This window comes from Synechococcus sp. MIT2312, assembly GCF_059772315.1.
This window is the reverse complement of sequence record NZ_CM186281.1, coordinates 1,317,475-1,337,995: the sequence shown is the minus strand read 5'-3', so window position 1 is coordinate 1,337,995 and position 20,521 is coordinate 1,317,475. Positions and strand designations below refer to the sequence as shown.

27 protein-coding genes are annotated in these 20,521 nt (G+C 51.1%); 10 read left to right on the top strand and 17 right to left on the bottom strand.

Annotation, left to right across the window (positions count from 1 at the left end):
* The first annotated feature begins 306 nt into the window (after positions 1-306).
* Entirely contained in the window at positions 307-882 is a 576-nt protein-coding gene (locus AC6EI9_RS07845) for a septal ring lytic transglycosylase RlpA family protein (protein ID WP_498467236.1), read from the top strand.
* Positions 883-944: 62 nt separating this feature from the next.
* Positions 945-2,435, top strand: a complete 1,491-nt coding sequence (locus tag AC6EI9_RS07840; protein ID WP_498469970.1) for a bifunctional pantoate--beta-alanine ligase/(d)CMP kinase — start codon at positions 945-947, stop codon at positions 2,433-2,435.
* A 7-nt stretch (positions 2,436-2,442) separates the two neighbouring features.
* On the opposite strand, the gene AC6EI9_RS07835 is transcribed toward AC6EI9_RS07840, so the two are convergent.
* The 9 genes from AC6EI9_RS07835 to AC6EI9_RS07795 form a co-directional block, all read right to left on the bottom strand.
* Positions 2,443-2,937, bottom strand: coding sequence for a low molecular weight protein-tyrosine-phosphatase (locus AC6EI9_RS07835; protein ID WP_498467235.1), 495 nt, complete (start codon positions 2,935-2,937; stop codon positions 2,443-2,445).
* 80 nt (positions 2,938-3,017) lie between these two features.
* Positions 3,018-4,415, bottom strand: coding sequence for a HEAT repeat domain-containing protein (locus tag AC6EI9_RS07830; RefSeq protein ID WP_498469904.1), 1,398 nt, complete (start codon positions 4,413-4,415; stop codon positions 3,018-3,020).
* A gap of 15 nt (positions 4,416-4,430) precedes the next feature.
* Positions 4,431-5,078 carry a chromophore lyase CpcT/CpeT gene (locus AC6EI9_RS07825; RefSeq protein WP_498469903.1) on the bottom strand — a complete coding sequence of 216 codons (648 nt, stop codon included), beginning with the start codon at positions 5,076-5,078 and terminating at the stop codon, positions 4,431-4,433.
* Positions 5,079-5,143: 65 nt separating this feature from the next.
* Positions 5,144-5,632: a C-phycocyanin subunit alpha gene (gene cpcA / locus AC6EI9_RS07820; protein WP_498469902.1), complete on the bottom strand. Its 489-nt coding sequence runs from the start codon at positions 5,630-5,632 to the stop codon at positions 5,144-5,146.
* Positions 5,633-5,671: 39 nt separating this feature from the next.
* Positions 5,672-6,190, bottom strand: coding sequence for a C-phycocyanin subunit beta (cpcB, locus tag AC6EI9_RS07815; protein WP_067095437.1), 519 nt, complete (start codon positions 6,188-6,190; stop codon positions 5,672-5,674).
* A gap of 181 nt (positions 6,191-6,371) precedes the next feature.
* Positions 6,372-7,145 carry a phycoerythrobilin:ferredoxin oxidoreductase gene (locus AC6EI9_RS07810; protein ID WP_498469900.1) on the bottom strand — a complete coding sequence of 258 codons (774 nt, stop codon included), beginning with the start codon at positions 7,143-7,145 and terminating at the stop codon, positions 6,372-6,374.
* Positions 7,142-7,849, bottom strand: coding sequence for a 15,16-dihydrobiliverdin:ferredoxin oxidoreductase (locus AC6EI9_RS07805; protein WP_498469899.1), 708 nt, complete (start codon positions 7,847-7,849; stop codon positions 7,142-7,144). Before AC6EI9_RS07805 ends, AC6EI9_RS07810 begins: the two co-directional genes overlap by 4 nt.
* A 3-nt stretch (positions 7,850-7,852) precedes the next feature.
* Positions 7,853-8,443, bottom strand: coding sequence for a phycobiliprotein lyase (locus tag AC6EI9_RS07800; RefSeq protein WP_498469898.1), 591 nt, complete (start codon positions 8,441-8,443; stop codon positions 7,853-7,855).
* Between the two features lie 23 nt (positions 8,444-8,466).
* Complete coding sequence (locus tag AC6EI9_RS07795) at positions 8,467-8,700, bottom strand: DUF8630 family protein (RefSeq protein WP_186990456.1); 234 nt, start codon at positions 8,698-8,700, stop codon at positions 8,467-8,469.
* Between the two features lie 374 nt (positions 8,701-9,074).
* Here AC6EI9_RS07795 and cpeB (AC6EI9_RS07790) point away from each other — a divergent pair, with 374 nt between their 5' ends.
* Both cpeB (AC6EI9_RS07790) and cpeA (AC6EI9_RS07785) read left to right on the top strand, forming a co-directional pair.
* Positions 9,075-9,629, top strand: coding sequence for a phycoerythrin subunit beta (gene cpeB, locus AC6EI9_RS07790; RefSeq protein ID WP_067095448.1), 555 nt, complete (start codon positions 9,075-9,077; stop codon positions 9,627-9,629).
* Positions 9,630-9,680: 51 nt separating this feature from the next.
* Positions 9,681-10,175, top strand: a complete 495-nt coding sequence (cpeA, locus tag AC6EI9_RS07785; protein WP_066904317.1) for a C-phycoerythrin subunit alpha — start codon at positions 9,681-9,683, stop codon at positions 10,173-10,175.
* Positions 10,176-10,235: 60 nt separating this feature from the next.
* Here the strand turns inward: cpeA (AC6EI9_RS07785) and AC6EI9_RS07780 are convergent, their stop codons facing one another.
* Positions 10,236-11,117: a HEAT repeat domain-containing protein gene (locus AC6EI9_RS07780; protein WP_498469897.1), complete on the bottom strand. Its 882-nt coding sequence runs from the start codon at positions 11,115-11,117 to the stop codon at positions 10,236-10,238.
* A gap of 42 nt (positions 11,118-11,159) precedes the next feature.
* Here AC6EI9_RS07780 and AC6EI9_RS07775 point away from each other — a divergent pair, with 42 nt between their 5' ends.
* Positions 11,160-11,585 (top strand): DUF2656 family protein, encoded by a 426-nt coding sequence (locus tag AC6EI9_RS07775; RefSeq protein ID WP_498469896.1) that lies wholly within the window; start codon positions 11,160-11,162, stop codon positions 11,583-11,585.
* Positions 11,586-11,606: 21 nt separating this feature from the next.
* Here AC6EI9_RS07775 and AC6EI9_RS07770 read toward each other — a convergent pair whose 3' ends face one another.
* Positions 11,607-11,891 (bottom strand): hypothetical protein, encoded by a 285-nt coding sequence (locus AC6EI9_RS07770; RefSeq protein WP_498469895.1) that lies wholly within the window; start codon positions 11,889-11,891, stop codon positions 11,607-11,609.
* 204 nt (positions 11,892-12,095) lie between these two features.
* On the opposite strand from AC6EI9_RS07770, the gene AC6EI9_RS07765 reads away from it, so the two are divergent.
* Together AC6EI9_RS07765 and AC6EI9_RS07760 are read left to right on the top strand one after the other, a co-directional pair.
* A complete protein-coding gene (locus AC6EI9_RS07765; protein WP_498469894.1) occupies positions 12,096-13,415 on the top strand; it encodes a HEAT repeat domain-containing protein in 1,320 nt (439 codons plus the stop codon).
* A 64-nt stretch (positions 13,416-13,479) separates the two neighbouring features.
* Entirely contained in the window at positions 13,480-14,109 is a 630-nt protein-coding gene (locus tag AC6EI9_RS07760) for a HEAT repeat domain-containing protein (protein ID WP_498469893.1), read from the top strand.
* A gap of 8 nt (positions 14,110-14,117) precedes the next feature.
* Here AC6EI9_RS07760 and AC6EI9_RS07755 read toward each other — a convergent pair whose 3' ends face one another.
* The 4 genes from AC6EI9_RS07755 to cpeB (AC6EI9_RS07740) all read right to left on the bottom strand — a co-directional run bounded on the left by AC6EI9_RS07755 (position 14,118) and on the right by cpeB (AC6EI9_RS07740) (position 17,420).
* Positions 14,118-15,011: a HEAT repeat domain-containing protein gene (locus AC6EI9_RS07755; protein WP_498469892.1), complete on the bottom strand. Its 894-nt coding sequence runs from the start codon at positions 15,009-15,011 to the stop codon at positions 14,118-14,120.
* 136 nt (positions 15,012-15,147) lie between these two features.
* On the bottom strand, positions 15,148-16,029 hold the full coding sequence (locus AC6EI9_RS07750; RefSeq protein ID WP_498469891.1) for a phycobilisome rod-core linker polypeptide: 882 nt from the start codon (positions 16,027-16,029) through the stop codon (positions 15,148-15,150).
* Positions 16,030-16,342: 313 nt separating this feature from the next.
* On the bottom strand, positions 16,343-16,840 hold the full coding sequence (cpeA, locus tag AC6EI9_RS07745; RefSeq protein WP_114993262.1) for a C-phycoerythrin subunit alpha: 498 nt from the start codon (positions 16,838-16,840) through the stop codon (positions 16,343-16,345).
* Positions 16,841-16,883: 43 nt separating this feature from the next.
* Complete coding sequence (gene cpeB / locus AC6EI9_RS07740) at positions 16,884-17,420, bottom strand: phycoerythrin subunit beta (RefSeq protein ID WP_066904285.1); 537 nt, start codon at positions 17,418-17,420, stop codon at positions 16,884-16,886.
* Between the two features lie 1,183 nt (positions 17,421-18,603).
* Here cpeB (AC6EI9_RS07740) and AC6EI9_RS07735 point away from each other — a divergent pair.
* Genes AC6EI9_RS07735 through AC6EI9_RS07725 form a run of 3 tightly spaced genes read left to right on the top strand, consistent with a single transcriptional unit; the run spans position 18,604 to position 19,597 of the window.
* Positions 18,604-19,044, top strand: coding sequence for a Nif11-like leader peptide family natural product precursor (locus tag AC6EI9_RS07735; protein WP_498469890.1), 441 nt, complete (start codon positions 18,604-18,606; stop codon positions 19,042-19,044).
* Positions 19,044-19,340, top strand: a complete 297-nt coding sequence (locus AC6EI9_RS07730) for a Nif11-like leader peptide family natural product precursor (RefSeq protein ID WP_498469889.1) — start codon at positions 19,044-19,046, stop codon at positions 19,338-19,340. The genes AC6EI9_RS07735 and AC6EI9_RS07730 overlap by 1 nt, the downstream gene beginning before the upstream one ends.
* A gap of 35 nt (positions 19,341-19,375) precedes the next feature.
* Positions 19,376-19,597 (top strand): Nif11-like leader peptide family natural product precursor, encoded by a 222-nt coding sequence (locus tag AC6EI9_RS07725; protein ID WP_498469888.1) that lies wholly within the window; start codon positions 19,376-19,378, stop codon positions 19,595-19,597.
* Positions 19,598-19,599: 2 nt separating this feature from the next.
* On the opposite strand, the gene AC6EI9_RS07720 is transcribed toward AC6EI9_RS07725, so the two are convergent.
* Together AC6EI9_RS07720 and AC6EI9_RS07715 are read right to left on the bottom strand one after the other, a co-directional pair.
* The gene (locus tag AC6EI9_RS07720) at positions 19,600-19,905 is read right to left on the bottom strand and encodes a CpeR family transcriptional regulator (RefSeq protein ID WP_498469887.1); all 306 of its coding nucleotides are present in this window, start codon (positions 19,903-19,905) and stop codon (positions 19,600-19,602) included.
* Positions 19,906-20,520, bottom strand: a complete 615-nt coding sequence (locus AC6EI9_RS07715) for a chromophore lyase CpcT/CpeT (RefSeq protein ID WP_498469886.1) — start codon at positions 20,518-20,520, stop codon at positions 19,906-19,908.
* Position 20,521 lies beyond the last annotated feature (1 nt).

Genomic DNA, 20,521 nt, shown 5'->3' with positions numbered 1-20,521 from the left:
GCGGAGTGTCGTGTCCTGCTTCTGTGCCGCTGCGATCGCCGGTCCTCTGATCATTAGCGGGGCTTGTTGCTTTGATTGCCTGAGCTGATCAATGGTTCCTTGCGGCACTGTGCTCGCAGCCCAGTTGCCGCGTCCTCTCCAGGCTGCTGATCAGCGTGTTGTCGTGACCGGCGTGAGCCTTTCCCTGCCTGCAGGAGCGTTCAGACATTTTTACGTTCAAGCCACTTTCATGCGCTTTGGTCGCGGTTTTCGGCCCTCAACGGCCGAAGCAATGGTCTCCCACAGGCCGTCGTGTGACCCACTGTTATGGCTCGTATTTTTCCCGCCATTGCTGCATTTGCCGGAGTTTCGCTAGCAGGTCTCGCCCTCTATCCGGTGCTGGCACGGGACCTTGATGGCTATGAGATCACTGACCCGCTCGACCTGGTTCTGCCTTCCGAGCCTGTCTCCGCTCTCGAAGTTGCTGAACCATCGAGAGAAGCACCAGTGGATCCTGTGATCACTGATCCAGTGACAGCCATTGCCGAGCCTGAACCAGCGGTGATGCCGACTCCCCCACAGCCACCCAAGCCTGTTGTTCCGCTTGTGATCTCCACACATTCGGGCGAAGCCAGCTGGTACGGCCCTGGTTTTTATGGGAACCGCACCGCCAATGGAGAGGTGTTTCGCCCGGGAACAATGACTGCCGCTCATCGCACCTTGCCGTTCGGCACGCGTGTGCGTGTGACCAACCTCTGGAACGGTCGCAAAGCAGTGGTGCGCATCAATGACCGTGGCCCATTCGCTGGAGACAGGGTGATTGATCTGGCGCATGGTGCTGCAAGCGAGCTGGGCTTGACAAGCAGTGGCATCGCCCAGGTTCGTCTTGAGGTGCTTCGCTGAGCCTTCGCGTCCTCCGAACACGCTCCGAACTCGGAGCCTGGCGTGCATCACGGCCTGGCCCGATTGATTTCGTTCCCACAATGGGGGGGCTGCATCAAGGTCACGCCCGGCTGATCCAGCGTGCGGTTGCTGACTGCCCTGAGCCGGGATCCGTTTTGGTGAGCGTGTTCATCAATCCTCTGCAGTTCGGAGAGGGGGAGGACCTTGAACGCTATCCCCGCTCTTTCGAAGCTGACTGCCTTCTCGCGGAGCAGGCCGGTGCATCAGCAATCTGGTGTCCGGATGAGGGTCAGATCTATCCGCAAGGCGTCGCGTCGGGCTGGAGGCTTCAAGCGCCGTCAGCTCTGCAGTCGGGTTTGTGTGGTTCGCGGCGACCAGGACATTTTGATGGAGTTGCCACCGTCGTCAGCCGCCTGCTGGCACTGGTCCAGCCAAGGCAACTCTGGCTGGGTGAGAAGGATTGGCAGCAACTCACAATTGTCCGCCGGATGGTGAGCGACCTGGGTTTGTCGGTTCGGGTCAGGGGATGTGCCACCGTCCGGGAGCCTGATGGTCTGGCAGCCAGTTCGCGCAATCTGTACCTGCTCCCGGTGGAGCGACGCAGCGCGGTATCGATCGGAGCAGCCCTCCATCGTGCTGCGACGCAACTTCAGAACAGGCTGGCTGGCCAGAGGGATGTTCTGATCCAGCTCAGACGGCAGCTCGAAACCGCAGGCCTCGAGGTGGAGTATGTAGAGGTCGTGGATCCATCCACCTTGCAGCCTGCTGAGGAAACGCAGTCATTGCGCCTCTTGGCCGCGGCCGTCTGCTCTGGCTCCACACGCCTGATCGATCACATTTTTGTCATGACCCGTTCTCCCATCGTTGCCATCGACGGACCCGCCGGTGCTGGAAAGAGCACGGTCACCCGGGCCTTCGCTGAACGCATGGGTCTGCTTTATCTCGATACAGGCGCCATGTACCGGGCCGTGACCTTATGGGTCCAGGAGCATGGGGCTGACCCGGCCGATGCAGGCGCCGTCGAGCGGCTTCTGGAAGGATTGGAGGTGGATCTTTCGCCATTGCGGAGCGGAGTCCAGACCGTTTGTGTGAACGGCAGGGATGTCACAGATGCAATCCGTGATCCCAAGGTCACGGGGGCGGTGTCCTTGGTGGCTGCTCATGCTTGTGTTCGAGCACTGCTGACGCGGCAGCAGCAGCGACTCGGCGAGAAGGGTGGCCTGGTGGCTGAAGGTCGCGACATCGGAACAGCTGTGTTTCCGGATGCCGAGCTCAAGGTGTTCCTCACGGCGACTCCCGAAGAACGGGCCCGTCGCCGCGCCAGGGATCTGGAGACGCGAGGTCATTCCGTGCCTTCGCTCAGTGAACTCGAAGCGCAGATTGTTGAGCGAGACCGGCTGGACAGCACCAGGACGATTGCGCCGTTGGTGCAGGCGAACGACGCCATGGAGCTGATCACTGACGGGATGGCGATCGAAGCCGTGATTGATGCACTCGAGGACCTGTTCCGTGGGCGGGTTGCTGAAGAGGTCTGGCCCAGCCCTGAGCGCTGATCGCTTCTCAGGGCTGGATGGTCGCTGCTGAATCGTGTTCGCTCAGTTCATCGAGCATTGCCGCGCAGGCTTCCTCCAGTAGATCCAGCACATGATCGAAGCCGGCATCCCCTCCGTAATAAGGGTCTGGAACTTCGCGTTCGCTGTAGCGCTCGCCGTAGCTGAGCATCGGCCGGATCTGGGCGCTGGCCCTTGTCCCCGCTTCTCGAGCTAGGCCGCTGACAGTCACGAAATTGTCGTCGTCCATGGTGAGGACCAGGTCGAACTCTTCCAGGTCATTGAGTGTGATCTGACGGGCCCGGCTTGGCAGATGAATGCCACGCCGCTTGGCCGCGGCCTGCATCCGACGGTCCGCGGGATTTCCCACGTGCCAGCTGCCGGTGCCGGCTGAGTCCACCACGAAGCGGTCATTGAATCCTCGTTCGTTCAGAAGATGCAGGAACACCCCCTCCGCAGCGGGTGATCGGCAGATGTTGCCGAGACAGACGAAAAGTATTTTCACGGGTTTTCAAGTAGTCGTTTGAAGGTCCTTTGATGCACCTTGATTGAGGCGCCAATCAGTGGCTTCGCAGATTTGAAAATTTAAACAACATTGGTTGGTTTTATTTCAGATAATGCAATGTCGATGCGTTTTGAAATCACCGGGTCACTTTCTTGTGCCCTTGATTCAAGTAGAAGATCTCTTGCGCTGCTGTTGCCGATGCCTTCCAAAGCGATGCATGCGCTGTAGCGCAATCCCCAGTCGTCAGGGTATTGCAATGTCCAGCTCAGTTTGTCCATTGTGATGGTGAGTGATTGGCAATCGAGTTGCTGAATCCAGTCAATGTCTCCAAGTGCGCATGCCGCCACACGTCGGATGTTTCCCTGGCAGTGATTGCCGATGTCGACACCAACAGCATCGATCAATGCCGGTACATAGTCGATTTCTTTTAACTTTGCCATGGCTTTGACAAGACCCATTTTGATGTCTTGATCTGATTCTGAAAAGTACAGATTGTGTAGATTTCCTTTGATGCTTTCCGGGCTTTCGGCGAGCAGCCTGATGCCTTCCTCGCGTTCCATCAATGACGGCGAACCGAGCTTCCCAAAGGCAACGGAAAGGATGTCTGCTGTTGATTGGAGTGGTTGCTCGGGGTCAGTGGATTTTTGGAGCTCTTGATTGATGAGCAAGCTGCCCGCAAAATTTTCTCTGGTCAATTCATCAAGTGTTTTGAAGAGAGAATCATGAGCCTCTTGATTCTTCTTCCCTTGGTCGTTTTCTGCCTTGGCTGATCTGAGCAGCGAATCATTCAGGATTGCCCTGACGACATACATTTTGACGTTGTTGGGGATCGGGGCTGCCAGGATGGCGTTTGTTGCAGAGATCGTTCCGATTCGGGCAAGATCAAAAGCTGCAGACTGCCTCACAAAACGATTCTCGTGATTCAGGAGTGCAATCACTTGATCGAGATAGCTTTTGTCGCCAGTGCATTCATAGAAGAATGCTGCTGCTGAGCTCACCACTCGTTTGGAGTCTGATTGAAGGAAGGGTTTGATTTGCTCGGCAACCTGCCAAACCTGATGTGAAGCCAGTGCTTCAATGAGAGCTTCTATTGGCTTGTTATCAATATCTTTGTCCAGGTAGCTGATGAGTGAATCAGAGCATTGATCATTTTTGATTTCGATCAAGGCTCTCAGGGTTGCTTCATGGAGTTGAACATCACTGGTATTCAGTGTTTCAAGAAGTGAGTGAATGCAACTTGCATCTTTGATCATCCCGAGCGAGCGTGCTGCTTGTCTTCGCAGTGGGTAGCCACCGGTCGAGGTCACCTCTCGTTCATCCTTCAGGCAGGTGACAAGCTTGGGGATTGCTTCAATCACTCGGTGTTTGCCCAGCCACCAGGCGCCGTGATAACGAACACCGGCATCTTCATGATCCAGGGCTTCAAGGGCTGACTTTGTTGAGTTGATTGGGATCAAATCTGTATTTTGCAGCGGCATCTCTTGGGCATCAGTTTAAAAGGCGGTGTCCCTGTTCTGTTTCTCTGAGAAGCCCTCATCATGCCTGAGATCTTTTTCGGAGGGATAACACCACTTCGCTTCCCATGATGCGGTTTTTTTGAAGCGAAATTCACCTGCGATTGAGCCCCAGCATCGCTCTTTGGTCACTGGGTCCTGCCCACGATCAAGTGTTGACAGAGTCTCTTGATCCAGGTGGAATGAACTAACAAGGATGGTGTCTTTGCCATCTCGTTTGACAATGCAGCAAGAGCCTGGCTCAATTTCCCCATGATATCCGTCTTCTTTTTCGGTAACTTGGTAGTGGCAATTGTCCAATGCTATGAGATCTGATTCTTTGATTTTCTTTCGTAGATTGATGTCTGTTGTTGCTTTTGAGAAGTGATCGGGGTCTCTGAAAATATGGTTCCAAAGTTTGATGATTCCATCCTCAACTTCTTCTGCTCTTATCATCCTTAATCGGTAAGGATTTTTCGGGTCAACGGCATACGTTTGTTCCAGAAGAATGGATCCTTGCTGAAGATGCTCTATCGGTCGATATTTCAGAAAGATATGAGCAAATAATGGAGGGTTGTCCAGGGCTTGCTGTTGATTGCTGTACTCTCCGCATAGAAGGTCTAGGAATCGTTGCAGAGATGGTTTCATCAGTGAGTGACTGAAAAAAAAGCCCCCAGATGGGGGCTTTTGGAAAGTCTGAACAAGGATGTTGTTCAGATCAGGGCGTTGATTGCGTAGTCGAGATAGCTGTTGGCTTCTGTCGCCGCATCACCAGAAAGGCCGTGGTTGCCCTTGATGTGCTTCAGAGCTTCGACGTACCAGGTCGGTGAGAGCTCAAAGGTCCGGTTGATTTCGGCAAGGCCCGCAATCAGGTAGTCATCCATGGGGCCTGTGCCACCAGCAACGAGGCAGTAGGTGACCATGCGCAGGTAATAGCCGATGTCCCTGGAACACTTGGCTTTGCCTTCAGTGGTTGAGGCATAGTTCGAGCCTTCCATCTGAGTGGTGAAAGGGAACTTGGTGTAAACAGCTTGGGCAGCTCCGTTGACCAGGGCATCACCCTTGGCAGTGAGAGCCTTGGCAGCCTCCAGGCTCGCTTTGGCGCGGGTGAAACGACCGGAAGCAGCTTGCACTTCAGCGTTGGTGAGGAAGCGACCCTGAGAATCTGCTGCCGCGACGGCTTCGGTGAGGGGAGTTTTCATGATGAAGAAGGATTTAAGCGAAAAAAGGGGCTATCGGTATCAAGCGACAGAGGCTGCGGCGCGATCGAAATAGGTTCCGATCTCGCTGTTGAGAGATGCGCAATCACCTGAAGTGATTCCGTCTTTGTCGTTGACGATTGCCAGAGCGGCTTCTTTCATGAGGTTCACGCCAGCGGCTACAGAAGCGCCGGGTGTGCCCAGTGCCAGGTAGGTCTCACGCAGGCCGTTGAGGCAGCGATCTTCCATCACGGATGCGTCACCGGTGAAGACCGAGTAGGTGACGTAGCGAAGGATGATCTCCATGTCGCGCAGGCAGGCAGCCATACGACGGGAGGTGTAGGCGTTGCCGCCGGGGGCAATCAGTGCAGGCTGCTGAGCAAACAGAGCGCGTGCAGCATTCGCAACGATTGTTGAGGCGTTGCTGGAAATGCGGTTCACGGCGTCCAGACGCTTATTGCTGTCAGAGACGACGGCGGCGAGAGCATCAATCTCGCTGGTGTTGATGAACTGTCCCCGGGCGTCGGCCTGGGCGACAACCTTGGTGAAGGCGTCGAACATTTGGAACTCCTCTTGGCAGCGTCTTAATGGGTGTCACAGACACCGGAGGGACATCGGAAAAGTCCCGTCGGGGTCGAAAGCAATTCTCGCTAAGTGGTCGAAGCGCATCCGATTGCTGTTCATAATGCTTAACCCCCAGCCCAGGCAGGGTTTTGCCCAGGTCAGAGCAGGACAGCGCCAATCAGAGGTCAAACAGCACATCGTGGATGTACGCCTCGGTCCATTCACTGCCATGGAATCGCGTCAGCATTCCTCTTGCAGGATCCTTCTCTGCTCTGTAATCGGTGTAACGCCGTTGCCCCGCCAGGAGATGCTCCATGCGTTGATCGGAGACAGGCTCGGCTGCAGCAGCGAGTTCCAGATAAAGATTGAGGTAGTCATTGAAGGCTGGTCGTACCACGCTTTCGATGAGTTGATTGCCTTCTTCTCCCAAGGGCAGTCGTGTCCAGAGGAACCCGGGCGAGAAGAACGGCTGTGCTTCGTCAGGAATTGGACCTCCGTCTGGTAACTGAGACCGCCAGCGATCAAAGATCGGCATCAGCCGATCCCAAACGCCTTGGGTGTGTTCGCTGTCCTGCTTGTCAGCCGGTTGAAGATCGAGCGCCAGCAAATGGCCCGACGGCAGGGTGACAAGGTCTCCGCCGAAGAAGGGCAGGTCATATCGCGGCAGCGGATTGATCACAAAGTTCAGAACCGATGCGGATGAACCCGCACTGACGCAAGCTGCCCTCACCTGACGGAATTTCTTGCACTTGCAGGCCCAGGTGGCCGTGGTCACGCTGACAGGTTTCGCTTTCGATCCTGTTTGATCCTGTTTGAACAGAAACGCATCTTCGACCGGATAGGGCTCGATCCCAAGTGGCTTGAGAGAGGTGACAGCGTCCTCAAGGAACGGCTGCCAGCTCCAGCCTTCAATGGCAACAGGATCAAGGCTGTTGCGTCGGGTTGAACTCATTGCTTGGCGGATGCTGGGAACAGAAATTCGCTCAGGAATCGGTCGGACCACTCCTTGCCGAAATGACTGGTGAAAAGTCCGTGAGCCGGGTCTCGTTCAGCGCTGTAAACGTCGTAGTTGTCCTGCAGACGTTTCACCTCTTCCGACCGAATGAGGGCGTCGGTTTTCAGAGCGGTGTCGTGAAGCTCCCAGTAGGCGTTCAGGAATGCGCTGAATGCCGGCGGCAACGACGTCTCCGCTTGATCAGCACCGCCACGACAAAACAGCAACCAGGATGAGAAGTATTGATTCGGGTCGAACGAGCGCATCGTCTCTTCGCCGTTGAGATCAGGAAAGTCCTGATTCAGTTGTTTGAGCCCCGAGAAGTAACGATCGAGATAAGTGGAATCCTGGACCAGAGGTTGGAAATCGAGAACGGCAACGAGCTTTTGCCGAGCACCAAACCAGAGCAGGTCAACACCCATCAGAGGATGGTCAAGGTTGTAATCGGGGTAGGCCACCGAATTCAGAACCTGCAGCTTGTCACCAGCATCAAGCCTGGTGACACGCCAGCGACGGAAATTCGGGACATCCCAAAGCCAGCTGCGGATCACGCTGGTGCCTTTTTTGGATTGGCATTCCTCCAGCCCAGAGGGCACGTCAATGGGCTTGCCGCCCCGTTGCCGGATGCCGTGGTGAAGTTCCTTCAGAAATGGGTCGAACACGTTTCAGCTCTCCTGGATTGGAGGATTGTTGTCAGCTCTCTCTCTGGCGGCTGACGACAGTGCAGCAATGTCAGCGTTACTGGGGCAGCGAAATTCAGTGCAGTACGTGGTCATGGCAACACCGTTGAGAAACTGCACCGAGCTCACCCGCATTCTGATCTGATCATTCACAAACCAGCATCGTTCGATGCCTGTGTTGGTGTCATATCGGGTTTTGATGGTCAATACGCCATCGTCAGCAAAGGAATAGGTGCTGACAACTGATTTTTTTTCCACATAACCAACATCTCTCAACAGAAATCCCTGGCGGGGATCTTCGGGGTTAGGTGCATCGACAACCACTGCTGCGTAATCGTTGTTGCGAGTGTCTTCCATCAAGTTGCTCTCCCACCAAAATCTCGCTCCACCGCTGGTATCGCTGATCTTCACGTTCAGCGCTGAACAAACTTGTTCAACGGCGGGGTCATTGGTATCGAACGGTTCGATGATCAGATTTGAATCGGCAGCTTCATCGTCTTGGCAATCGAGGTGATGGACGACTCGGCGATTCAGCCAAGTACCACGACTCGCTTCAAAAAAGCTTGCCATCGTCATCGGAGTGATCCCCTCTGCTCTCATCATTGGCCGCTCTGAGCATTTCTTTGCGCCTTAAGTTGATCCAACACCTCATCGATTCGTGTGAGCTCAGGGTGTTCGCTGAGCGTGGCGTCAATTTTCTTTTGGGATAAACGAAGTTTTTTACCCAGCCCTAGAACATCGTTATAAAGTCGTTCTCGATAGGTGGAAAGTTCATCAATCGATTCCTGCAATTCTTCAATGCTGGGTGCTTGCTGAGGAGGTTGATCCGCCATGCTGAGCAAATGAACAGAAAAGCGATTGTGAGCCTACCCGCCCACTGAAGCTCAAGTGCTGCCTGCGTTGCGATTGGTGATCTAGTCGTTTCGCGGACAGATTTTCCCTTGGCAAGTGCCTTTTGTTCTGTTCGATGCTCGGGCGATCGGGACCTTGAAGCCTGTTGAAGGCCTAGTTGCGTTCACAAGGTGACGAACTCTTGCGTGATCAGGTGATCCCGAACCACTGCTTGGTTGACCCGGCTTAGTTTGTTAAAGCGCTTCCAACCCCTTGGGTTTTTCAGCCATCGGCTCAAGACACCTTCAAAGGACTTGATTCAGTGGTTGCCTCTCGGCATTAGAAGCCTCTCCCCCACAAAACTGTCTGGCCCCAAATGCTCGACGCATTCTCCCGCTCGGTCGTCAGCGCTGACGCCAAAACCGCACCTGTAGGTGGTAGCGACCTCGCTGTCCTTCGCAGCTATGTCAGCCAAGGCAATAAGCGCCTGGACGCTGTCAACGCCATCACCTCCAACGCCTCCTGCATCGTTTCCGATGCTGTGACCGGCATGATCTGCGAGAACACCGGCCTGATTCAGGCTGGTGGTAACTGTTATCCCAATCGCCGCATGGCCGCATGCCTGCGCGATGGTGAGATCGTGCTCCGCTACATCAGCTATGCGCTGCTTGCAGGCGACGCTTCCGTGCTGGATGACCGTTGCCTGAATGGTCTGAAAGAGACCTACATCGCTCTGGGAGTTCCGACCCAGTCAGCAGCACGTGCCGTGGCCATCATGAAGGCTTCAGCAACTGCTCTCATCGGCGAAACCAACTCTCCTGCCTCTGGCGGCAAGCGTTTCCGCAAGATGGAGACCACACAAGGCGACTGCTCAGCTCTCGTTGCTGAAGCCGGTTCCTACTTCGATCGCGTGATCGGCGCCGTCTCCTGAACGGCTTCTCGCTTTCTTTTCAGACACTCTCCCTCTTAAAGGAACCCATCAATGAAGTCCGTCGTTACCACAGTTGTGACTGCTGCAGACGCAGCAGGTCGCTTCCCTTCCCAGAACGATCTTGAAGCCGTTCAGGGCAATATCCAACGTGCCGCTGCTCGCCTCGAAGCTGCTGAGAAGCTGGCTGCCGGTTTGGATGCAGTGACTCGTGAAGCCGGTGATGCCTGCTTCAACAAGTACGCTTACCTGAAGCAGCCCGGTGAGGCTGGTGATAGCCAGGTCAAGGTTGACAAGTGCTACCGCGATCTTGGCCACTATCTCCGCCTGATCAACTACTGCCTCGTTGTTGGCGGTACTGGTCCTCTGGATGAGTGGGGAATCGCTGGCGCCCGTGAGGTGTATCGCTCACTGAGCCTGCCGACCGGCCCCTATGTTGAAGCACTCACCTACACCCGTGATCGTGCTTGCGCACCTCGCGACATGAGCCCTCAGGCTCTTAATGAGTTCAAGTCCTATCTGGATTATGTGATCAACGCTCTTTCCTGAGTTTGGTTTCCAGCAACCAGCAGAATCGGGGGGGTGCTCAGGCATCCCCCTTTTTCATGGTTAGTTATCTCTGGACTTTTGAAGTCGATCAATCGCAAGCTTTAAAACGTTGCGGACTACTGGGTCAGATTCGCTCTCGAGTTGTTTCTGAAGATTAGGAATGCTTGAACTGCAGCCGACCTTCATCAGGGACAATGCAGTGTTTTTTCTGACCAAGCTCTCTTGATCACAGAGAGCAGGGGAGAGTAAAGGTAGTGTCCATTCTGAATCCTCAAGATTGCCTAGCAGGATGACTATTTCAGATCGAATTTCAGCACATGAATCCAGAAGAGACTTTTGAAGCAGGTCTCGATCCTCTTGGGAGTTTAGTGATTGAATCTGACTAGCAAGAGCCGATATTGCTGCTTTTCGGACTCTGGCGTTGTCTGATGTCAATGCACCTTTGAGTGTTTCTGGGGCTTTGTCACCAATGATTGTGAGTGCCCAATTCGCCAGGCCTATTTGCATTTCTGTGCTGTCGACATTTTCAACAATGCTCAGAATTGCTCCGATCGATTCTTTGCCCATGGACGCCATCGCTCCCATGGTCGAACCTTGCACGACTGAATCTGTATCGGTCAGAAAAGTCGTCAGTAGATCTGGCAGGCTATTGCGGTCAGCAATCAAGGTCAGCGTTTTTGCAGCTGCTCTTCTCACTGTGACCTGGTCACTTCGTCGCATGGCCTGGCACAAAGCAGGAACAGCTGCTTTCCCTATCGATCCCAAACCTTCGGAAATTTGACGGCGAAGCAGCCCTCGAGGATCCCCTAGCCCAGCTACCATGACCGCGATGGAATCCGGATCGGCATCAATCGGCAATCCTGCGCTCAATTTTTCTTTGAGATGATTGGCTAGATCAAGGGCTTCTTCTTGACTCAACTGTGTTTCAGCGAAGTCATTCATTGAGCCCCTTCCTCACACTTGACTTCGACCATAGCTCAAACCATGACCGTTTTTATTGTCTCTCATAATCTCCAGATCACATCAGATAGTGTTCCTGCAATATCTGCACAAGCTTTAGCTGATGGATTGAAGGCCCAATCAAATGCTTTTGATCATGCAGAAGCCTTAAATCATCCGCATTGGTTGATTCGTTTAGAGTCATCTTTGTCATCCGACGATATGGCCAAAGAGCTAGTCCAGGCATGGAAAAAATTTCGAATTTCTTCTTCTCACAGCTCTGAACATCATTGGCTTGCTCTTGGTGGCCGCAAAGATTCTCCGGGATCATCTGGTTCACCATTACAAGAAGGATCTTGGGGTGTTGATGTCGTTGAATGTTCAGATCCCGACCAATTCCTGCTCAGCATCAACTGGGAAGCCCTAAAAAGCGGACGTCCCAACGATGCTGTCTTTGAAATTAAAGTTTAAAGCCAGTCTGTCAGGTTGGATTTATTTGCGTCGTTGGCGCCGATTCTTAGGAGTCGATTTTTTATCTGCTTTCGTGCTTTCAGCTTTATGTTCTGATTTCAGTTCCGCTCTCTCAAGGCTGGATGTTTTTGTGGGCGATATTTTCACACTTTTCTTTTCCAAGTTCTTCTTGTTGATCGTTGCTTGATCCTGGGGCTCACCTTTTGCATAATCTGTGTTCAATGCAGTAATGCTAAAGCCAGCTCGATGCATCACTTGCATTCCCTGGCATAGACCATTGAATGGAATGTTGAAATGTACGGACATCGACGGCCTTGAACGATTCATGGTCGTGGTTTGTACGATGAATCGCTTTCCAGAAAAAGGTCCCACAATGTTTAAGTAACTCATGCAAGTCTATGCTGTTTTCACTTCACAATGCATCGAGTTAGTTTTTTTTGACCAGTTTGAGTTTAGTGAAGACACCTTGCTTGATTTTAAGGTACAATTTATACGCTATTTGATTCCTTGATGACAGGTCGTTTTGACAATATTCATCCCGAGCTGACATGTGAGCATGCTCGGCAGATTCTTCTTCAGCCTATTCATGAGTTGGAGTCGCAAAGCGATTACTATATGGCCGCTTCTCATTTGATCAATTGTCCGGGACCAGAGACTGAACAAGCCTTGGTGGATTTGTTGGATAATCTTTCCAATGATCAAGCTGTTAAAATTGCCAAAAGAAAGGCCGTAGAAGTTCTTGGAAGGTTGGGCACTTCATCTTCGATCTCAAAGATTGGGCAATGCCTCTGGTCTGAAGATAACTATTTGGTTGAGAATGCTGTATTTGCTCTCAAGCAATTGAAATGCAATGATCCCCAGCTTATTGCGAAGATCATAGATCTGTTGAAAGATAATAAATATAATCAGCGTGTTTTGATTCAATGCTTGTCGAGTCTGTCTGTAAAAGAATGTCTTGCCACAGTACAGGTTTTAAAGAAATCTGAATCTCCGGGAATCAGAGGAGCCGCAATTTCAGCAGATGTTCAGCTCTCCGGTCGTCGAGAGCAGCTTTCTGTTGTAGCCGACCATCTTTTGCTGCCAAATCAGATGGATCGTCAATGTGCAATCCAGGATTTAATTGATGCGCAAGCCGTTGAGTATCTGCCTTCAATTGTAGCCTCTCCAGTTTCACCAGCTTTTCGAATGCGTGCTTGCAGACTTCTGCTTAACTCGCAAGATCATCAATCAGTTTTGATGAAGTCGATTCACCTTGTTGACACCATTCTAATTGATGAACCTGATGATATTACGATTGTCCATGAGTATGACACTACCCCCAATCTCGATTTTTTAGTGCGAGACCTTTTTAATACCGATTTCAGTCGCTGTTACCTTGCTTTGAAGACGATGAAGTCCATCTCTGCGGATGCACTCTGGCCAGTCATCTCAAAACAATGGGATGAGGAGGCTCATAATGACTATGGCGCCCATTATTTTTTTATGCGCCTGTTTGGTTCACGGGTCGATTGGCCGCATCAGGCTTTGAGTTGTATCAACGAAATTCTGAACTCATCTGCAATTAATATGCGCCCTCAGTTTCAAAAAAGCCGCTCTGCAGCAATTTATTCGATAGCTCAATTGAATCCATCTCGCTTCCTTGAGCTGACCCCCATGTTTTTGGCCGATCAATATTTGCCTCCTTGGGATTGTCGTTATGTGGTGATCTTGGCATTGGAATCAATCTCTAATCGTATCAATCAAATTGATGTTGATGATGTATTGAAAGAACTTGCCGATGATGTTGATTGTTTTGTTCAAGCCAAGCTGACATCGATGCAATTGCCTTGATTGAATGCTCCTCAATGTGCTCTTGTCGGTAGTGTAGGATTACTTTAAGTTTGCAGGTATTGATATGGACGTCTCCAGCAACTCAATTGACTCTTTATTTGCTGATTTGCTTCATCCGAATCCTAATATTCGCTTTACTGCTTGTTCACTTTTGGCGGAGCAATTTCCGGAAGAGGCAATGCCTCGACTCTTTGAGTTGATGCACGATCCTGATCCAGGTGTTTATCGCACTGCTGTCAAAGCGTTAGGGATGATTGGCCACAAGAGTGTCCCCGAACTGATTCAATTATTCGACGCATCTGATAATGGAACAATCAGGGCCTGTTGTATCAAGGCAATTATCCAAGTGTCAGTGTGCTTCCCTGACCAGGTTTTTTCTCTCGACACGTTAGTGATGCTGGAAAAAGCTTTAGAGGATGCCAGTCCAGTGGTCGCTCAGTCCGCTCTGATGACTCTTGGTCACCTTTCCAAACAAGCTTCAGAAGAATCTCGTGTTATTCCTCTGTTGATTAAAGCTTGCGACAGCAGCAATATTGCGCACGTTCAAGGTGCGGCGATGTCGCTAGCTGAATTAGATTCTCCTTTGGTGAACCAATGTTTGCAAGAGCTGGCTCAAGATGAGAGCAAAGACGACTTGATTCGTGAGGTTGCTCAAGCAAGTCTTGAGAGGCGCCAAAGCTTGGGTTTTGACTGATAGATTTCCTAGCTTTTCTTAAGTACATTAACGGCCACTTTCATTACAGACTTAACCTGCTCGTCTTTCTCAGTTTTTATTGCATCTTGAATCTTCTCAATTGCATCTGTCGCTTCCATTTTCATTAAAGCGAGTGATGTGTTTTTTCTAACCTGATCCGATTCGTCTTTGAGCATCTTGCATAAATGATTGCAGGCCTCTTCGGGTTCTAGTGTTTTCCCGGCCATTGTGGCTGCTTCAGATCTAACCTCGCTTGCCTGATCAGACAATGCTTTGATCAGTGTGCTTTTTGCTGACTTGTTCGTTTGTGACTGAATCTGTTCCGCAAGCACAGTGAGGGCCGCGATTCGGATCTCCACATTGTCTGATTGGGTCGCTTGATCAAATGCGTCGGGTGCTTTTGATCCAATAAAGCTGAGTGCAAGATTGATGAGTCCAACTTGAAAAGCTGTACAACTTGGTTCCACTAAGATCTGAAGCAGATTATCGATTGCAGGTTCGCCAATCGTTGCCATCGCTCCTGCTGATGATCCTTGAACTACTGGATCAGAATCTGTTCTGAATGCTTCAACTAGATTTGGCAGTGCTTTCTTGCTGCCAATCAGATTGAGTGTTTTGGCCGATGCGCGTCGAATGATCACATTTGGGTTGTTCTTCATTGCGTCGCACAAATATGGAATTGCTGCTTCACCCACATTCCCAAGACTTTGTGCGAATGTCAGTCGTAAAGCACCACGCTGATCTCCCAATCCAGCAACCATTTGCTCGATCGAAGTCTGATCAGAGCTTGGTGTCTCTTGATCGGCCAGTTTTTGCTTCAGGACCTCAGCCAACTCGAATGCTTCCTGCTCGGTAAGACTTTCAAGTTCGTTGATTTGCTGATGAGATGTTGCCTCACTCATGGTCGATCACATTGCTTGAGTGGAATCTAATTGACGATCTTCAATTCTTGTGTTGTGGAGTCAGCCTGTCGATCGATAGTCAAAAAAAGCCCCATCTTTTGATGGGGCTTTGTATTCGATCAACAATTTAAATTGATCAGAAGTGAACGCCGAAAGGACGGAATGCCACGTAATCGGTCATTTTGGGAGTCTGATGTCCGCTGTACTGCTGTTGGGGCAGTTTGACAGGAGTCCTCTGAACTGAGGTGTATGTGAAGGCCTGGGGCTTTGCCTCTTCTCTTGATGCAATCGCCAGTGGATTGATCGTACGGCTGTTGCGACCTTGAGCATTGTCGCTGACAGCAACCTTCATGCCGCCCAGTTCACGCATCAGGTTGAAGGAACGTGTGAACATCCCTGCGTATGAATCGTGGCTTCTTTCGTAAGGAACGATGTCCGAACCAAACACCTCGGTGTACTCAGCTGAGTCAGTCAGCTTGTCGATTAGAGCATCAAAGCCAGCTTCAGCCTGCAGTTTGATGTGATTCTGGACTTCCTCCTGGTTCAGAGGAGCTCTTCCAAGCAGGTGCTTGAAGTTCAGCTCGATACCACGCTGAGCGCCAACAGCGTGAAAGAAGTTCGCTTTGTAGAAATCTGATTTGGCTAAGCCGTTGACGAAATCACGAACGTTGATTTCACCGTTCATCAACCTGACTTCCAGGGAAGTTTCTCGCTGGTTTTCTGTTGGAGGCAGGTTGCCGTACACCTGACGGTATGCCGTTCTGATGACTCGCTCAAGAGCAGCAATATCGTCGGGGCTGTATTGATCAAATACAGATCCAAAAGGACATTCAGCGTGCAGTCGGGGACCGATCCCAATCCCCATGGAGGCACAGTGCTGCCTCTTATACTCGGCGCGAACACCTGCAACCGTGCGGTGAATGGTGCTTTTGCCTGCTTTGCTGGGTGTGGAATACGCAGCAGGCCCGGTTCGGGTCGCTGAAGTGAGTGATTTCAGACTGGTTTCTGGGCCGAGCATGATGTGAATTGGGGATAGGTTTGACTATTTGTCCCGGATTACCCCTGATAGTTGCTTTAGATGCTGAAGCTCAAGAGCAATCGGTTTCAAACTTTGAGGTAACAAGAAAATCCTTAACGGCCTCTTGTTGCTGTCGAGATTGGCGTAAGTCTGTGTTATCGGCCAAATGTGTGGCCGAACAAAATGTCCCATGATTCAGCAATGCCACAATTTTGGGGTGGTATTACTTTCGAGCTGAATGTAATAAAAAAGGGTGGGCAGAAATGCCCACCCCAATCACATTGCTGAATTATTCAACAGTTGAGCCGATAAATCAGCCCAGGGAGTTGATGACGTAATCGAGCAGGGTGTTGTAGGCGGTCAGAGCCTGGGGGCTCATGTCGCGGGGTGAACAACCGTCGTTACGCATCTGGGAGAAACCAGCAACGTAGGTGCCGGCGTCGATGCTGAGGGCCTTGTAGACCTCTTTCTGACCGTTGATGGCCAGCTCGTCCAGGGGGCCGGTGCCGCCGGTAACCAGGCAGTAGTTGATCAGACGCAGGTAGTGAACGAAGTCACGCTTGCACTTCTCTTTGCCTTCAGTGGCACATGCACGGGGCTGACGGCCAGTGGCACCATTGGGGTACTGGGCGTAAACAGCGTCAACGGCACGCTGAGCGATGGCGTCGTAACCGGAAGCCAGCTTTTCAGCAGCTTCCAGACGTGCAGCGGCACGCTGGATAGAACCCTGGACGGATTCCATGTCGGAAGCAGAGGGGAAGCGGGAAGCGCTATCGGCTGCACCGACAACAGTGGTGATGACGGACTTCATGATGAAGGATGTGTGTTGTTTTGAACGATCAAGCAGATAGGGCTCAGCTGATGGCGCTGATCACCATGTCGAAGTAGCTGCCAGCTTCAGCAGACAGGCTTGCGCAGTCACCCTGGGTGACAGGCATTTTCTTGGCCTGGCTGTTGGTGTTGGTGATCAGAGCACCAGCAGCAGCCTTCATGATGGCCACAGCGCGGGAAGCGGAACCTGTAGGAACGCCCAGAGCGGCGTAGGTTTCGCGCAGACCGTTCAGGCAGCGGTCCTGCAGCACGGAAGCATCGCCGGCCAGAAGGGCGTAGCTCACATAACGAAGAACGATTTCACCGTCGCGCAGGCAAGCAGCCATTTTGCGGTTGGTGTACACGCCACCGTTAGGAGCGGTTAGGCCGGTGTTTTCGCAGCAGATACCTGCAACTGCATCAGAAACGATGCAAGCAGCGTTTGAAGTAATCGCGTTGACAGCGTCGAGACGCTTGTTGCCATCGGAGATGAAGGACTTGAGGGAGGCCAGCTCGCCTCCGCCGATGAAAGCGCCGCTGGAATCGGCCGAGACGGCCTTCCGGGAGAATGCGTCGAGCATGGGTGCTTCGGAAAGTTTTAGAGGGGGATGCAATTCCGCATCACGAATGACGTTAACCCTGCTTTCTGTCCCCCCACCAAAAGCAGATTGTCAGGACACACAAGTTTGCAAACTCAATTCCAAGGAAAAACTAAAACTTGCGAATCCGTTGTCTCTATGGCGCAAAATGCCCTGCGCTGCAACGGATCTTCGCGTTTATGACGTCTGTTTAAGGACCTAACCCTGGAGCTCTATCAATGCTAAAAACCCAAATTCGTCGAGTATCTCGGCAACGCTTTGTTAAGCCATTCAGCGAAAGGATGCGTCAAGCCCAAGTAGCTGTTACCACAATGTCCTCGATGGGTGGCTTGAGCTGTTTGTCGCTATCTCGTCAAGCACCTTGGTGGTGATGCAGTTGTTCCATGACGAACCGATTGCCGTCCGGTGAGTGGCGTCTGCGATGGAGCAACGTTCAATGATTCAGCCAATGATTCAGCTTCGCCTCCTGCACTGGTGGCCACGCCGTGGCCAGGCAGCTTCCTGCTTCTTGGCGCAGCTTTTGTGTGACCTGGTTGAAGTCTGTTGTGATCACTGCCTGCCAGCTCCTGAATCATCCGCTGTCTTGTACTGAGTCAAGAACGGTCGTTCCGAAGCAGAACAGTCCTCGTCCGTTGGTCTTCCGTAATTCGCTGTTTCCCAGCTATCTGCCTTGTCTGGATCGGTGCATGAGCATTTCTACTCTGAACTCATCAATGCCTGGTTTGCTCTTCTCTGTCGGTTTACGGAATCTCCTTCATTCGGTACTTGTTCGATCAAGGATCTGTTCTTTCTTGGTGGATCCACGGATTGCTCGGTTTGGGCAAGCCGCTTCTGCTTCCTGCTGGATTCATAGGGTTGATCGGGTTGATTCAGGCTTGTCAGTGTTGTCTGGTGGTCTTTTTCAACAGGCTTGCTGCTTCAGCGTTCTGAATCAATAAGCTCAAAAGGCTTTGATCGATATTCTCAGTCGCAGAGCTTTTCAGACGTTTTCAACAGATGAATAAATCTGAGCATCGACAGTTGCTTCATCTCACAATCTCAATAGCTTCAATCCACACTTTGAATCAATCGATGTTTCGTGTGGTCATCTGGCATTGATCCAATCTTTTTGTCTCATTTCTTGCAGGCGTGACGCCTGTTTGATGTCTTCAACAAGTCCATCTGCTTGAATCAAACTTGTTCAAAGTATCTTGATCGCAAATATCAACAGATTTTTCTTTTGGGAATGAACCTGTTCAGGGGATTCATTCCTTCTGTTATCATCACAAGACTTTCTGATAGTCGAATGCCAGTCTCTGCTGAAGCGGAAAAAGCTCTGCCACAATTTGTGGAATCACTGAAAAATGATCAGAATTTTCAGAATCAATTGCATCAGGTCGCTGATATTGAATCTCTTCGCCAGGTCGTTCAATCCGTCGACCCTTCTCTCACAGGTGCCGCTTTGATTCCACTTGATCAAGCCACGCGTCCTCCGAAGATCCTTGTGGATTCCGGAGTGATCGATCCGTCTCTTCCCTGGAGACTTCTTCGTTGCACTGGAGGACCACTTGTTTTGCAACTGATCTGTAGCAAAGCTAATTTCGCAATCTGGATCGAGAGTTGCTGATGAATTCTCCAGAACTGCTCCGTTTTGTCAATGAGGTGATTCGCTCTCATGAGCTTGCTACGGGGTTGAAAACTCTCGTCTCTCACGAGCAGATTGTTGCTTATGCTCAAAGTCAAGGATTTGACTTTAATCAGAATGAGTGGAATTCCTACTTCGAAACTGACTTCGCAAAGTTGTCTGAGTCCACACAGCAAAAAGTGTTAGCTGCCCAGAGCAGTCATTGGTCGTGGGCTTTTCGTCAGATTACTGCGTGGAGAGCTATGCTGATGGAGGGAGCGGATACGAGTCATTCCTGATCCATCCTCAAATTTCGATATTGTGAGCTGTAATGATGTCTGATGCCGAACAGGATCAGGTTCTTGAACAATTTATTGCCTTGGCAAAGGCTGATCAAGGCCTCCAAGATGAAATCAAGTCGGCACTCAATCAAGATCAAGTGATCGCTATCGCTGCACAACGCGGTTTTGTTATCGACCCATTAGCTATTTTGAGGAAGTGGAGTCAGCACACAGACTTCTCAAAACCAACTTGGATGGGTTGGTTCTCGGAGTGATTTCAAGTATTGATATCTGAATATCGCGTTTGCTTGCCTCCTCGTTTCGCCCAATATGTGACAAGGCTTTCTCCTCCTGGCCTGGGAACACTAGCAATTGCGCGTAAAATTTTAAATGATCGATTTGGTCCCATAGGCCAATTTCCTACTGCTTTGATTTGTCTTACTTTCCCACCAATGTCATCCATGCACTGTTCAAATTTCTCGAGCTGCGTTTGATCAACAGTTTCGAATATGAAATCTGTGCCTTCGCAGATTAAATGTTGTGAGCGGATCCAGCCTTTAAGTTGTTTTTCGCTGCTTTGCATTCACTGTTTTTCTTCTTCAATCCAAGATGATGTAACTATATCAGAGATATCTTCAATTCTTTTGAATCTGAGTGGTCCATGTTCGGACCCCCATTTCACTTCATCGGTTTCCGGGTCAAATCCTCTGTCTCGACTCACCCAAGTGTCTTGGTTTACCTCAACTTCGCTCACTAAATAGGTCAACTTTCCGTCTCGGGGTACAAGACATTCTTTTCCGGGTTCTACATTGCCAACGTAATGATTTGCAGTTGTTTCTTTGAAATGCATTGAGCAGCCGCAACGTTTTTTGAGACTGTCAACGTCGAGTGAATCAAGTAATTCTGGATTTCTGCCTGATCCTGCAAGACGCTCCTTGCGATTGAAATCAAAGTTTTCAATCACAAAAAAGTTGTCTTTGCAGATCAGGCGATGAACGCCTTGCCTGTAAGGATCCCACGGGGAGTAGTCGTAGTACTGTTCTGAGTAAAAGCCAGGGCCTTTAAATACAGTCCAGGGCAATGGACGGAAGACAATATTGATCCGTGCAAAATCCTTGGGTCGTTCTTGTGATTGAGCGAAATTATCGTAGATGCCTGAAAGTATTTTTGCGAATCTGATCTTATCCTTTTTGTCCATG

Coding starts and splice junctions, on each gene's coding strand:
- AC6EI9_RS07795 (WP_186990456.1), bottom strand. CDS start 8,700: ATGGCGGATCAACCTCCTCAGCAAGCACCCAGCATTGAAGAATTGCAG.
- AC6EI9_RS07830 (WP_498469904.1), bottom strand. CDS start 4,415: ATGCCGCTGCAAAATACAGATTTGATCCCAATCAACTCAACAAAGTCA.
- AC6EI9_RS07845 (WP_498467236.1), top strand. CDS start 307: ATGGCTCGTATTTTTCCCGCCATTGCTGCATTTGCCGGAGTTTCGCTA.
- cpcB (WP_067095437.1), bottom strand. CDS start 6,190: ATGTTCGACGCCTTCACCAAGGTTGTCGCCCAGGCCGACGCCCGGGGA.
- cpeB (WP_066904285.1), bottom strand. CDS start 17,420: ATGCTCGACGCATTCTCCCGGAAGGCCGTCTCGGCCGATTCCAGCGGC.
- AC6EI9_RS07730 (WP_498469889.1), top strand. CDS start 19,044: ATGAATTCTCCAGAACTGCTCCGTTTTGTCAATGAGGTGATTCGCTCT.
- cpeA (WP_114993262.1), bottom strand. CDS start 16,840: ATGAAGTCCGTCATCACCACTGTTGTCGGTGCAGCCGATAGCGCTTCC.
- AC6EI9_RS07765 (WP_498469894.1), top strand. CDS start 12,096: ATGACAGGTCGTTTTGACAATATTCATCCCGAGCTGACATGTGAGCAT.
- AC6EI9_RS07715 (WP_498469886.1), bottom strand. CDS start 20,520: ATGGACAAAAAGGATAAGATCAGATTCGCAAAAATACTTTCAGGCATC.
- AC6EI9_RS07755 (WP_498469892.1), bottom strand. CDS start 15,011: ATGAGTGAGGCAACATCTCATCAGCAAATCAACGAACTTGAAAGTCTT.
- AC6EI9_RS07720 (WP_498469887.1), bottom strand. CDS start 19,905: ATGCAAAGCAGCGAAAAACAACTTAAAGGCTGGATCCGCTCACAACAT.
- AC6EI9_RS07775 (WP_498469896.1), top strand. CDS start 11,160: ATGACCGTTTTTATTGTCTCTCATAATCTCCAGATCACATCAGATAGT.
- AC6EI9_RS07770 (WP_498469895.1), bottom strand. CDS start 11,891: ATGTCCGTACATTTCAACATTCCATTCAATGGTCTATGCCAGGGAATG.
- AC6EI9_RS07825 (WP_498469903.1), bottom strand. CDS start 5,078: ATGAAACCATCTCTGCAACGATTCCTAGACCTTCTATGCGGAGAGTAC.
- cpcA (WP_498469902.1), bottom strand. CDS start 5,632: ATGAAAACTCCCCTCACCGAAGCCGTCGCGGCAGCAGATTCTCAGGGT.
- AC6EI9_RS07725 (WP_498469888.1), top strand. CDS start 19,376: ATGTCTGATGCCGAACAGGATCAGGTTCTTGAACAATTTATTGCCTTG.
- cpeB (WP_067095448.1), top strand. CDS start 9,075: ATGCTCGACGCATTCTCCCGCTCGGTCGTCAGCGCTGACGCCAAAACC.
- cpeA (WP_066904317.1), top strand. CDS start 9,681: ATGAAGTCCGTCGTTACCACAGTTGTGACTGCTGCAGACGCAGCAGGT.
- AC6EI9_RS07750 (WP_498469891.1), bottom strand. CDS start 16,029: ATGCTCGGCCCAGAAACCAGTCTGAAATCACTCACTTCAGCGACCCGA.
- AC6EI9_RS07800 (WP_498469898.1), bottom strand. CDS start 8,443: ATGACGATGGCAAGCTTTTTTGAAGCGAGTCGTGGTACTTGGCTGAAT.
- AC6EI9_RS07810 (WP_498469900.1), bottom strand. CDS start 7,145: ATGAGTTCAACCCGACGCAACAGCCTTGATCCTGTTGCCATTGAAGGC.
- AC6EI9_RS07760 (WP_498469893.1), top strand. CDS start 13,480: ATGGACGTCTCCAGCAACTCAATTGACTCTTTATTTGCTGATTTGCTT.
- AC6EI9_RS07780 (WP_498469897.1), bottom strand. CDS start 11,117: ATGAATGACTTCGCTGAAACACAGTTGAGTCAAGAAGAAGCCCTTGAT.